The organism is Moraxella sp. (genome assembly GCF_030525845.1).
GTDB lineage: Bacteria > Pseudomonadota > Gammaproteobacteria > Pseudomonadales > Moraxellaceae > Moraxella.
In genome coordinates this window covers 23,598-35,979 of sequence record NZ_JAUNDY010000017.1, presented here as the reverse complement: position 1 = coordinate 35,979, position 12,382 = coordinate 23,598, and the positions used below count along the sequence as shown (strand labels likewise).

Sequence of the window (12,382 nt, the reverse complement as noted above, 5' to 3'; positions counted from 1 at the left end):
TTTTTATAACGCACCAATTTTTTGACATCATTTTCACGATTGCTAGAAAAAATCTCGCCCACCACCGTTGGATATTCCAATAAATCTTTGTGAATACTATCATTACACACCACCAAAATATCAGGCTGTGGGCAATTATATTCATCAATTTTGCAGGCAATGTCCGAAAAACAATGGCAAGGATAATTGTTATCTTCCAAATAATTGCCAATTTTTCTGGCAATATTGCTCATAATCAAATTATGTCTTGGCTTGGTATTTGCCATTGCAATAATTTGTCCATCAACAAGCTCGAATCGCTTATCAGGTAAGGCATTTGCCATTACAATAAAATCTTGGGCGGTAATTTTTTCTTGGACAGCGTCTTTGCTTTGATGATATGATTGATAAAGCCCAACATTAAAGGGCGTAAATACCAAAGTATTCATTTATCAATACCCCTACAAATCAATCCATTAGTAACCCAAACTGTTTAACGCCCGTTCATCATCAGACCAGCCTTTTTTGACTTTGACCCATAAAGTCAGCATTACCTTACGGTCAAAGAGTTTTTCCATATCAAGGCGAGCGTCAATGCCGACTTGCTTAATACGAGAGCCTTTTTCGCCAATGACAATGGTCTTTTGCCCCGCCCGCTCCACAAAAATGGTCGCATCAATAAAAGTGCACGCCTTACGCCATTTGCCCGTCTCGGGGTCTTTGTGGGCAGGTTCATCTTTAAAGGTGTCAATTTGCACAGTCAAGTCGTATGGCACTTCATCGCCAGATTGACGCATGATTTTTTCACGGATAATCTCACTTGCCAAAAACCGCTCGCTACGGTCGGTGATTTGCTCGGGGTCAAAAATCGGCGGACGAGCTGGCAAAAAGCCTTTGGCGACTTCCAAAAGTCTGTCCAGATTATGCCCACGCAAGGCAGAGACAGGCACAATGTCGGCAAATTCAAAACTTTGGGAAAATTCTTCAATATGCGGTAACAGTTTGGATTTGTCTTTGATGGTGTCAGCTTTGTTGATGACCAGCACCACAGGCAGGTCGGTGTTTGCCAATTTTTCTAAGGTTAAAAGGTCATCTTCCACCCATTTTAGGCCGTCCACCACAAACAGCACTAAATCCACATCCGAAAGAGCGGACACGGCGGTGTTGTTCATTCGCTCGTTGATGGCTCGCACGGTTTTGGTATGAATACCAGGGGTATCCACAAAGACAAATTGGGCGTCTGTGTTGGTCAAAATACCGTGAATGCGGTGGCGGGTGGTTTGTGGTTTGCGACTGGTAATGGAGAGCTTTTGTCCCAAAAGATGATTCATCAAGGTGGATTTGCCGACATTGGGTCGCCCCACAATCGCCACAAAACCTGAGCGAAAATCGTCCGACAGCGTGGGCGTGGCGGGGTTAAAAAATTGGTTGATGACATCATCGTTTGGGTGGGTCATGGCTTTCCTGTTTTTTAAAGGGTTGTTTGGTTTTAGGGGATTTTATTTGTGGGGTTAAATTGTCATTTGCCCACAGTGTGAATTTATTACGGTTGCAACCCACATCATAAGGGCTTGGGTTTTTCTAATTTATTGAGCTGATTTATCATGCGTTCGGCACATTTTTGCTCGGCAATACGTCTGCTCTCACCTGTCTCAGTGATGGGCGTACAATCCACCACCGCCACCGTACATTCAACAACAAAGGTTTGGTTGGGGGCATTACCTATCGTATCAAGTAACGCATAATTTGGCAAGGGCAGTTTGTTGCCTTGTAGCCATTCTTGGAGACGAGATTTGGCATCTTTGAGCACTTTTTCTTCGCCCACTTCGGTAATGAGTGTTTCATACCAGCTTTTGACTAAGTTTTTAACGAGCTCCATGTCGCCACTATCCAGATAGACAGAGGCAATGATCGCTTCCACCGCATCTGCCAAAATGCTGGCACGATGGCGACCACCACCTTTTCGCTCGCCCACACCCAATATCAAATGACGAGACAACTCCAACTTTTCAGCAATTTTTACCAATGTCTCTTGACGAACAAGCGTGGCTCGCATGCGAGTGAGCTTACCCTCATCATGACAAGGAAAATAGGCAAACAAACACTCAGCAATGACCATGCCAAGTAAGGCATCGCCCAAAAACTCCAAACGCTCATAGCTGTTTTTGGGGTCGTATGAGCGGTGCGTGAGAGCCTGCCGAAGCAATGCAGGTTCTTTAAAGGTGTAGTCCAACTTTACACAAAGATGAGGATAGCCATGCTCAAAGTTGGAAAAATAAGTCGTATTAAGACCAGTCATTACTTCGCATCTGCCTCAGTAATTTCTTTTTCAAAACGATTGACAATAAACGTACTGCCGTAGAAGTTGCTTTCAGTCTCATACTGGCTTTGTACCGTCAATGCACCAGGTGTTTTGTTGGTGATGGTTAGCATTTCTTCTGGTTTGGCATCATAATTGGCATTGATAGAGAGCTGTTGAGCCACGTTACTCATGAACTGCTTTTCGGTCAAGTTAGCCTCATTGGCTTTTTTCAGCTCGCCTGCCACCAGTTTGGTAAATTGATAATCGCCCACATAAGCAGGTACAATGGCAATACCTAATTTAAATAAAATACCCAACGCCGCAATAATCACGATAATCGTGGTAACGCTAGCACCACGTTGGTTTGATAATGAAGATAAATGTGTCATGTCTATACCTCAAAAAATAAAATTAGGTCAAGGACTATTCAATCGCCCCTGCACGTGAAAAGCTCGGTATTTTTAGCCCTGCTTCTTTGTGCATCCAAATATAAGTTGCCTTACCTGCCAAATGACCCTCTGGCACAAAACCCCACCATCGAGAATCCTCACTACGGTCTCGGTTATCGCCCATCACAAAATACTGATCCTCTGGCACAGTAATTCGCCACTGTCTGCCCTCTGATGAGACGGTTTGTGGAGAATTTTGAATCAAAAACGGTGCCATAAATGCACTATTTAGGTCGCCTAGATACCTGACCGTATATTCGTGGTTGCCCAGCGTTTCACGATAATAACGAGCGTGCTTCTCTTCTTCTGCTCCATATTTGGCACGCTCATCATCAGTTAGCTTGTGATTGTCGATGATGGCAGGCATCAGATAGGCATTTAGGGTCTGATCCATTTGGTAGTTGATATTTTGTATTGCCACCTGCTGACCATTAATGGATAATACGCCATCATCAAATGCTACCGTATCGCCTGGCAAACCAATCACTCGCTTAATATAGTAGCGTTTGGGATTTTGTGGATAGCGAAACACCACCACATCGCCATGCTTGGGACTGCCCGTATTTAAAATTTTGGCGTGTGTCAGAGGTAAGCGAAGCCCATAGGCAGACTTATTAACCAAAATAAAATCGCCCGTATAGAGTGTCGGCACCATCGAACTTGATGGAATGTTAAATGGCTCAACCACAAAAGCACGCACCACCACCAAAATGAGCAAAATCGGCAGATACTCATACGCCCACCCCACCAAAAAAAACTCTTTGGGAGCTTCTCCGACAGGCACACCAGCCTCTGCCTGAGCATGTGCCAAGACTCGTCTAGCTTCATTATAAGCCAGCGAGGCGTTTTTTAGTGCTTGGGGGGTATGCTCATTGCTGATAAATTCGGCAGGAGCTTCGCTATGCCCAAAACGCACCAATGTCGCCTTAAAGTCTTTTTCGACCTGCTCCAAGTGCGTCTCGGCATAAGAGACGAGCCTAGTGTGTTTGGCGACAAGTTTGTGTTGCTTTAAAACCAACTTATCTGCCAAATACGCCACCAAAAACACCAGCGTAACAGGCACTAAGATTAAATTAATATCAAATTCCACTCATCATTCCTGTGTTGATATTTGTGCAAATTCTGTACCAATGTAGCACAAATTGAACAATTTATCCACGTCCAAATAGACATCATCAGCCATCAACTTTCAGCACCGCCAAAAACGCTTCTTGTGGGATTTCCACACTACCTACTTGCTTCATGCGTTTTTTACCTGCTTTTTGTTTTTCAAGGAGCTTTTTCTTACGGCTGACATCGCCACCATAACATTTTGCCAAAACATCTTTACGCATGGCTTTGACCGTGCTACGAGCAATGATTTGCGAGCCAATCGCCGCTTGAATGGCGACATCAAACATCTGGCGAGGAATCAGCTCTTTCATTTTTTCTACAAGCTGGTTACCGCGACGACGAGCGTGTTCTTGATGGCAAATCATCGCCAGTGCGTCCACTTTTTCGCCATTAATCAACACGTCCACACGAGACAGTTTATCGGCTTGATAACGCTCAAAACCATAGTCAAGAGAAGCAAAACCACGAGAGGCAGATTTTAATTTATCAAAAAAGTCCATCACCACCTCGCCCATCGGAATATCAAACACCACCTGCACTTGACGAGCCATAAATTTCATGTCCACCTGCACGCCACGTCGCTCCATGGCGAGGGTAATGACATTGCCAAGATACTCTTGCGGAACTAAGATATGACAACGGGCAATCGGCTCACGAAACTCGGCAATCACACCTGCGTCAGGGAGTTTGGAGGGGTTATCGACATAGACAATGTCGCCATTTTTCTTAACCACTTCATAAATCACGCTTGGGGCGGTCGTGATAAGGTCAAGGTCATATTCTCTCTCCAAACGCTCTTGGATAATCTCCATATGGAGCATACCCAAAAAGCCACAACGAAAACCAAAGCCCAACGCCTCTGATGTATCTGGCTCAAAGAACAAGGCAGAATCGTTGATTTGTAATTTTTGTAAGGCTTCACGAAATTTTTCAAAGTCCGATGAGTCAATCGGAAACATCCCTGCATAGACTTGGGGCATGACCTTTTTAAAGCCTGCGATACTCTCCACCTCAGGCGTTTTTGCCAAAGTAATGGTGTCGCCCACAGGAGCCCCCATGATGTCCTTAATGCCTGCGATGATAAAGCCCACCTCGCCTGCTTGTAGCACGCCTGTTTCTAGGCGTTTGGGCGTAAATACACCAATCGAAGTTACCAAATGGCTCTCGCCTGTCGACTTGATAAAAATCTTATCGCCTGCCTTAACTTCGCCTTCTCGTACACGCACCAAAGACACCACGCCCAGATAATTATCAAACCATGAGTCAATAATCAAGGCTTGCAAAGGGGCGTTACGGTCGCCCTTTGGGGCAGGGATTTTTTCGCATAAGGTTTGTAGTAGCTCATCAATACCCACGCCTGTCTTGGCAGATACTCTTGGTGCGTCCACCGCCTCAATGCCGATGATATCTTCAATCTCTTCAATAACCCTTTCAGGCTCAACTTGTGGTAGATCAATTTTATTTAAAACAGGCAAAACTTCCAAATCCTGCTCAATGGCGGTGTAGCAGTTCGCCACGCTTTGAGCCTCTACGCCTTGGGCTGCGTCTACAACAAGCAACGCCCCTTCGCACGCCGCCAAACTTCTTGACACTTCATAAGAAAAGTCCACATGACCGGGGGTGTCAATAAAATTAAGCTGATATTTTTCGCCATTGGGGTGGTTGTAGTAGAGCGTAACCGACTGAGCCTTAATGGTAATGCCCCGCTCCCGCTCGATGTCCATGCTGTCAAGGACTTGGGCTTGCATTTCTCGTTCGGACAGACCGCCACACACTTGAATAAAACGGTCGGCAAGGGTAGATTTGCCGTGGTCGATGTGGGCGATGATGGAAAAATTACGGATATTGGCTAAGTCGGTCATGATGGTCAATTATCATAAAAATAGTAACCTGATATTGTAGCAGTTTTTTTGAAAAAAACCTATTATTCTAATTCAATTTTATGACTGGATTTAACCACATTCATCACAAACTGGCTATTAAAATGTGCCACGTTATTGTCTCCTGTCAAAACATCACGGACAAACCGATGATATTCTTGCATATTTTTGCTATGCACCAACAGCACAAAATCATAATCCCCAGAAATCTCATAACAGCTAACGACTTGTTTTTGCTTGGCAATCAACCGCTCAAAGCGTTGTTGCATGGCAAGGTTGGCGTGGGCGATTTTAACCATGATAAGTACCGTCAAGTCATAGCCTACTTTGGTGGGACTAATGATGGCAACCTGACGGTCAATCACACCCTGCGTACTCATCTGAGCAATACGCCGTTGGACGGTGGCGACAGACGTATGGACTTGATCAGCAATGCTTTTGAGTGGTAAAGTGGCATCGTCTTGGAGCAAATTCAAAATCGCTTTATCAATATCATCTAAATCATTCATAAAAAAATAATATGTTAAAATTTGAAAAATTTTATCAATTTTTGATAATTTTTGCAAAAATTACTCAAATTTTTTAAAAAATTAAAAATTTTTACCAAAAAAATTCTTTACAATATGCCATCTTTTTATCAAAATCCATCTTATGCCAAACATGCTTATTCTTTTTGAAAAACACCCCGCCCTACTTGCCATCATCTCCAATGTACTGTTTGGTGTGTTGTATATTTACGGTAAATGGCTTGCTCCTTTGGGTGGCACGAGCGTATTTTTGTGGCGTATGACAATGATGTGGGCTGGCGTTATCGCTGTGCTGTGCGTGAGTAAAAAACTTAGCCAAACCATCAAGGAGCTATCCGCCATACAAGGCAAAAACTGGCTATATCTACTCTTGACCACGCCCATCTTTGCCAGTCAGCTTTGGTTGTTTATGTATGCACCCCTAAATGGCTTGGGCGTGCAAGTGTCGATGGGGTATTTTTTGTTTCCGCTTGTGATGGTGGTGGTGGGGTTTTTTGCTGGCGATAAACTCAGTCGATTACAAAAGCTGGCGGTGGTGCTTGCGGTGGGCGGTGTTGTCTTGGAGTTTTTTCGACTTGGCGAGATAGGCGTAGCAACGCTGTGGGTATGCCTGACATTCCCCATTTATTATGTCATCAGAAGACGGCTTGGGGTCAGTGCATGGGCAGGGCTTTTGTGGGATACCACGCTCATCGCCCCTGTGTGTATTGCATGGCTGATATTCTTTGATAAAGAAGCACTATGGATAGGACTAAGTACAGGCGTGATGTTTGCCAAAGTGATGGGGCTTGGCATCATTAGTGTGCTTGCCCTACAAACCAACCTAGAAGCCAGTCGCAGGCTGTCTCACAGCATCTTTGGTCTGCTAAGTTACCTTGAACCTGCTCTGCTATTTTTGGCGGCAATTACCGTGCTTGGGGGTAAGTTTGAGTTTGCCATGCTTGGTAGTTTTGGGCTAATCTGGCTCGCCATTGGCTGTCTGATGATACAGGGCATATACACCCAAAAACGTACTCAACCAAGCTCCCAAAACGCCTTGCCATAAAATGACCCATTGAGCTGAGTTTGCTCGATGAGATATTCTCGAAATTTTAGATAAAAACCACGGTCAGGCGGGGTGGGATTTGACCAAAATTCGTCCAGCGACTTTTGGTCGGTCAAGCCTACCACGTCATACAAGGCACGCCCCATGATTTTGGTGGGTTTTTGGTGGTAGACAGATTGCAGGGCGGTGGTGCTGTTGATGGTAATCATGCCAATGCTTGACTTGATAAGGCTTGGCAAATGCGTATCGCAACAATAATGCACACGCCCACGCACGCCAAGCTCTCTTGCCAGCCTTGCGATAAACCACGTATAATCTCGATGCCCTCTATCAAGCGGATGATGTTTAAAAACAAGACTCGTACCATGTGGGGCAAATTTGGCAAAACTCTCCACCACCTCAGCGATAAAATCACGCACATCAGCATAATCACTGTGATGAGTGATTTGCGAATCGTTGTGGACTTGTAGGCTTACCAGATAGAAGTTTTTTTGTCCGATGAGTTGGCTTTGTAAGGCTTTATCAGGAAACCACCGCAAGATTTTTCTGACAAATGCCAAACACCACGCCAACATTTCCCCAAAAATCGTCCAACCTCGATAATGCTCATAATGCGGATACCGCCATTGCCCCAAAAACACCACGACATAATACACAATGCTGGCGATGCACAACTTATAAAAACGGTTGGCGGTGTATTTGGGCTGGTCGTTCGCTTGTTCTAATGTGTGAATAAGTGCAGGATTTAGGCGAGAGTAGCCATTGATGCCATACTCTTCAAGCGTGATATAATCAGGTCTTAGATAGCCTTCCTCAAACACAAAAAAGGACACACCAAGCCTTGTGGTAACGGTGCTGGCGATGGCGTGATGAGGGCGACAGTCATTGAAGCATACCACCGCATCAATGCGGTTTTTTTTGATAAAATCCTCTAAAAACCCATCAAAATCATGGAGCGTCCCACGATAATTTGCCATCTTGTCTTTATGACAATAAAAAAAAGCATCGCCTGCATTGAAGTTGATTTTGTGAACTGTTTTACCCTGACCCATCAGATGAGTGGCAAAACGACAAAAAAACGTCCCCATCTTGCCCTGCAAAAGCAAAATGTTCTGATGTGTCATCAAGCGGGACAAAGTGGCTGACATACTGGATAAATCCAATGACGTAATCACAATGGGGGATTTTACCACGTTTTTCATAAACAAACATCATACTTTGGTTACATTGCGTAACCGCATAAATGACGTTTTAAAAAACTGGACAATGCCTGTGCGTGGCTCGGCGGTGTTTTGATGGTATAAATAATCAATCACATCTTCCACACTCGCTAGCCCCACACCATGTGGCACATGATACATAGGATAAGCAACAAGCGTGCCAAAAATGAGCGTCGGCAAATCAAGCGATGGCAAATAGGGGCGAGTACGGCGAGAGAGGGCTTGCTGTTTGGGTAAGTTATCCGCCTCGATGATGTCGGTTGTCAGCCCAAACCCTGCATAAAAGGGCAAACCATAACACGCCACTTTTTTGGCTCGAAGCAGTGCCTCAAAGCCTGTGAGTGAACTGATGGTATGCACCACATCGCACACATCGAGACAGTCAGGCATGGCAACATCATGAGCAACCATATCCGCCAGATGATGATTATTTACCTTACCGACACGCAGTCCTGCCTCCACATCAGGGTGGGGCTTATAAATGATGACATCATCTGGGTATCGACCTCGCACGTCCGCCAAAAGCTCGCTGTTTTTTTTAATCACGCTCGTGCATTTTTGAACGGACGCATCATCTTCAACTTGACCGACCACCAAATGAATGGGGCGGTTTTCACTTTTTAAACGGTTGATTTGGCAAATAAACTCATGGTTTTTTGTTGGGACGTTGTACTTACTGACACGTTTGGTAAGCAGTAGTTTGTGCAAGTTGTTGGCACGCTTTTGTTGTTCATCAGTCAGGTGTAAGGTGTTTAAAATCATTTCAAGACGGCTTGGGGCGGTGGCATCAAAATAAATCCCCACGTCATCCAGCACCACCGACAAGGGAGCGATGAGCGTTGCCCCCAGTCCATTTGAGCGGATAAAACCGTCCTCCATGCACCAAATACAAGGATTTGCCACACCTAAGTCATGAAGCTTATCTTGTAAAAGCTGTTTGGATTTTTGTCCCCAAACGACATAAGAAAAGCCGTCCAGTTTATCCGCCAACACCCTAGCGTCATCACGCTTGGCACGTTTTTCGTTCACTTTGTAGGGCAAAAAAAACCACCATTTGGTTTTGGGTTTGACAAACAAATCCACCGCTCCCAAACCCAAAAACCCACGCACAAAGGGGATTTTCCAGCGACTAAAATCATAAACCAGCAATTTGCCTGACAGTTTATCCTGCCAATCACGATTGGCAATGAGATAATCCATCAGCTCCGACAAATCGCACGCCTGATGAGTCGCAGGATTGGCATAATGGCTGTATTGCACATAACTGGCATAAAAAAGCTGGGCAGTGGTGGGATTGGCGATGTTTAAGTGTTGGTAATGTTTGATAACTTTTTGATAAATTTCACCATTTTTGATAAATTCATCATCAGTCAAGCCAAACCCAGCGTACCAGTTTACCCCAAAATTATGTACACGTTTGCCAAGCAATAACGCCTCAAAGCCCATGTGCGAGCTGACGGTATAGACGGCTGTGGCTTGTGTCAGCAGGGCAATAGGATTGCAGGGCTTATCCAAATAAAAAGGTGTGTCAATATCCGCTTGACAAAAATGCCCCTTGCCCGCAGGATGAGCCTTAATCCAGATGTTAGCGTTAGGATAAGTTTGTTTGGCATGGGTTAGCATGGCGGTAAAATTATCCGCACTCGCCCCTGCCCCGCTGATAGAAGCGTCTTTTGCCACTTGGTCGATGATGATAACATGGGGCAAATCATTGTTTGCTAATACCGACAAATCAGGAGCATGGGTGGTAGTATTATATTTGGAGAGTTTGTTGTCAAGGATTTTGGCAATCAAAGATTTGGCATGATTTTCTTTGTCGTCATGCCAATTTGCCACCGTTTCGCTGATGAGCTGTTGTAAGCGATTGGGGGCGGTCAAATCAAAATACACCCCCACATCATCCATGATGAAACTCGCCCCCACGCTATCCACACCACCATCAAGAGAGCGTAGAAAACCATCCTCCACCGTGATGAGTGGCAAGCCATGCTGACAGGCAAAAGCAACCGCTTTGGCACGGCTCGGTTTTTGCCCCCACGCCAGCACCGCTTGGGCGGATTTATCTTGATAGACGATGTCCGCCCCAAGTGCCACACCAAGCAGGGGATTATTGTTGATAATCCCTTTGGTGGCGGTGGTATAACGTTTTGTCATTATAATTTGACAATCACGCCAGTCGCCACCGCAAGCTGATAGATGACTTGGGCGATGCCACGAGCAATCTCGACTTTGCGAGTTTTGACTTTGGGTAATACCATGATTTCATCGCCCTCTTGGATACGATAGGCGGTGTTGACCACGCTTGTTTCGCCGTTTTGGTGCATGACCAAAATCTGTTCGGTGTCAGCATTGTCATCAAATCCGCCTGACTTGGCAACATAATCCCCCACCGTCAAATCGGCATTGAAAGTCAATGCCCCCTGATGACGCACTTGACCGTTTACCGTAATGACCGAAGTCTTTGCAGGAATGTGAATGATGTCGCCTTGCTCCAAGATGATGTCTTGCCATGAGTTTGGCACAACCACAATCCGCCCTGTTGGCTCGATTTGGCGAGCTTTGGCGATGAATTGCTCAACGAGCTTGGCGTCCTCAGAGCGCAACTGTGCCTCCTCACGCGTGGTGGATTGGGTGGCAAGGGTCATCTCTTGGAGGCGGTCGAGTGTTTTATTAATTGCAGTTTTTTGGCTTGCCTTGACCGATTCACGGTAAATGGTCAGGTTATTGACATTTGCCAAAGAGGACGGTTCAAGCTGGGCAATCACGTCTTTGAGCCTTGCTCCATAGGGCAAAATTACCGCCCCATTACCCTTGTGAGCTCCTGTTACCTGCACCGCTATCGTCCCTGCGTGGCGGTCGGAGGTTACCACGAGCGTATCGCCATTATTGACAGGGACGCTTTTTGCGTCATTTATGGCATAATACTCTGACGTTTGGGCTTTGCCAGAGGCACGAGTAATGCTGATGTTGGTTGCGTCCGCAAGCGGTTTGGCAACCGCCAGCACGTCCGAGATGGTCAAATCATCAACACCAAATTCAAACACATATTCGTTTTGGACTTTGCCTGAAATGCTAAATGTCTGTTTTTGGGAGGCGACATTGATGACATCGCCATCTTGAAACGAAAATGGCGAGAGTCGCCCCATGATGAGAAAGTCATACAGATTGATTTTTTGGACAACTTGACCGCCTCGCAAAATCTGCACGTCAATATAACTGCCACGCTTGGGGTCAATACCACCAGCTCGGTCAAGATAAGACAGCACGCTATCGGCTGCCAAACCACCATAATAACCCGGTTGATTGACAAAACCCGTTACAAAGACTTTGACAGGTTGGGCTTGTTCGAGCGAGGCATACACCCCCACATTGGAGCGGTAAATGCGAGCAATGGCAGACTGTACCACGCTTTGCAGTTGTCCGTTTTGAATGCCTGCAATGCGTACAGGTCCGACATTGGGTAAAAAAATGTTACCCTGTGGGTCAACAGTCATTGTGGCAGCGTATTGATATGCTCCCCACATACGCACTTGGACGTTGTCGCCGACATTGATGACGTAGCTGTCATTAAAAGTCGAACCTGAGGTCGTGGCAAACGCCCCACGAAATAACTGCTCCCCAAAAATCCGCACCGCTGGATTAACGTTTTGAATGGCTTGGGTGTTGTTGATGACAGCATGGGTTGGCATACTCGCCATCGCTACCGCCTCAGCGGTGGTCGCCTCTGATGGCACGCCCTGCCCCATCACGCCTGCCAGACGACCTGTGTTGTTGTCGGTGGCAAAATTGGTATTGGCAGTGGCAAGGTTGGACAATAAAAACGCAATCGCAAGTGGCGTGAGTTTGGCAAATGTTTTCATTATTATT

General features: G+C 45.7%; 11 protein-coding genes. 1 reads left to right on the top strand and 10 read right to left on the bottom strand.

The window, feature by feature from the left end; translation table 11 throughout:
• From Q4B79_RS07165 to Q4B79_RS07135, 7 genes are all read right to left on the bottom strand, one after another.
• Positions 1–428 (bottom strand): Uma2 family endonuclease (locus tag Q4B79_RS07165; protein ID WP_303085741.1); only part of this gene is annotated, 428 nt, incomplete at its 3' end.
• A gap of 27 nt (positions 429–455) precedes the next feature.
• On the bottom strand, positions 456–1,436 hold the full coding sequence (gene era / locus Q4B79_RS07160) for a GTPase Era (RefSeq protein ID WP_303085740.1): 981 nt from the start codon (positions 1,434–1,436) through the stop codon (positions 456–458).
• Between the two features lie 104 nt (positions 1,437–1,540).
• Positions 1,541–2,278, bottom strand: a complete 738-nt coding sequence (gene rnc, locus Q4B79_RS07155; protein WP_303085739.1) for a ribonuclease III — start codon at positions 2,276–2,278, stop codon at positions 1,541–1,543.
• Positions 2,278–2,670 (bottom strand): DUF4845 domain-containing protein, encoded by a 393-nt coding sequence (locus Q4B79_RS07150; protein WP_303085738.1) that lies wholly within the window; start codon positions 2,668–2,670, stop codon positions 2,278–2,280. Before Q4B79_RS07150 ends, rnc begins: the two co-directional genes overlap by 1 nt.
• A gap of 34 nt (positions 2,671–2,704) precedes the next feature.
• Positions 2,705–3,820, bottom strand: a complete 1,116-nt coding sequence (lepB, locus tag Q4B79_RS07145; protein WP_303085737.1) for a signal peptidase I — start codon at positions 3,818–3,820, stop codon at positions 2,705–2,707.
• Between the two features lie 85 nt (positions 3,821–3,905).
• A complete protein-coding gene (gene lepA, locus Q4B79_RS07140; RefSeq protein ID WP_303085736.1) occupies positions 3,906–5,705 on the bottom strand; it encodes a translation elongation factor 4 in 1,800 nt (599 codons plus the stop codon).
• A 62-nt stretch (positions 5,706–5,767) separates the two neighbouring features.
• Positions 5,768–6,232 carry an Lrp/AsnC family transcriptional regulator gene (locus Q4B79_RS07135; RefSeq protein ID WP_303085735.1) on the bottom strand — a complete coding sequence of 155 codons (465 nt, stop codon included), beginning with the start codon at positions 6,230–6,232 and terminating at the stop codon, positions 5,768–5,770.
• Positions 6,233–6,383: 151 nt separating this feature from the next.
• On the opposite strand from Q4B79_RS07135, the gene rarD reads away from it, so the two are divergent.
• Positions 6,384–7,295: an EamA family transporter RarD gene (gene rarD / locus Q4B79_RS07130; protein WP_303085734.1), complete on the top strand. Its 912-nt coding sequence runs from the start codon at positions 6,384–6,386 to the stop codon at positions 7,293–7,295.
• Here the strand turns inward: rarD and Q4B79_RS07125 are convergent.
• From Q4B79_RS07125 to Q4B79_RS07115, 3 genes are read right to left on the bottom strand one after another with little or no spacing between them, the layout of a single operon-like run.
• A complete protein-coding gene (locus tag Q4B79_RS07125; RefSeq protein ID WP_303085733.1) occupies positions 7,265–8,497 on the bottom strand; it encodes a capsule biosynthesis protein in 1,233 nt (410 codons plus the stop codon). The genes rarD and Q4B79_RS07125 overlap by 31 nt on opposite strands.
• 9 nt (positions 8,498–8,506) lie before the next feature.
• Positions 8,507–10,669 carry a capsular polysaccharide biosynthesis protein gene (locus tag Q4B79_RS07120; RefSeq protein ID WP_303085732.1) on the bottom strand — a complete coding sequence of 721 codons (2,163 nt, stop codon included), beginning with the start codon at positions 10,667–10,669 and terminating at the stop codon, positions 8,507–8,509.
• Positions 10,669–12,375: a polysaccharide biosynthesis/export family protein gene (locus Q4B79_RS07115; RefSeq protein WP_303085731.1), complete on the bottom strand. Its 1,707-nt coding sequence runs from the start codon at positions 12,373–12,375 to the stop codon at positions 10,669–10,671. Before Q4B79_RS07115 ends, Q4B79_RS07120 begins: the two co-directional genes overlap by 1 nt.
• Between the last annotated feature and the right edge of the window lie 7 nt (positions 12,376–12,382).

Coding starts and splice junctions, on each gene's coding strand:
- era (WP_303085740.1), bottom strand. CDS start 1,436: ATGACCCACCCAAACGATGATGTCATCAACCAATTTTTTAACCCCGCC.
- rnc (WP_303085739.1), bottom strand. CDS start 2,278: ATGACTGGTCTTAATACGACTTATTTTTCCAACTTTGAGCATGGCTAT.
- Q4B79_RS07150 (WP_303085738.1), bottom strand. CDS start 2,670: ATGACACATTTATCTTCATTATCAAACCAACGTGGTGCTAGCGTTACC.
- lepA (WP_303085736.1), bottom strand. CDS start 5,705: ATGACCGACTTAGCCAATATCCGTAATTTTTCCATCATCGCCCACATC.
- Q4B79_RS07135 (WP_303085735.1), bottom strand. CDS start 6,232: ATGAATGATTTAGATGATATTGATAAAGCGATTTTGAATTTGCTCCAA.
- rarD (WP_303085734.1), top strand. CDS start 6,384: ATGCTTATTCTTTTTGAAAAACACCCCGCCCTACTTGCCATCATCTCC.
- Q4B79_RS07125 (WP_303085733.1), bottom strand. CDS start 8,497: ATGAAAAACGTGGTAAAATCCCCCATTGTGATTACGTCATTGGATTTA.
- Q4B79_RS07120 (WP_303085732.1), bottom strand. CDS start 10,669: ATGACAAAACGTTATACCACCGCCACCAAAGGGATTATCAACAATAAT.
- Q4B79_RS07115 (WP_303085731.1), bottom strand. CDS start 12,375: ATGAAAACATTTGCCAAACTCACGCCACTTGCGATTGCGTTTTTATTG.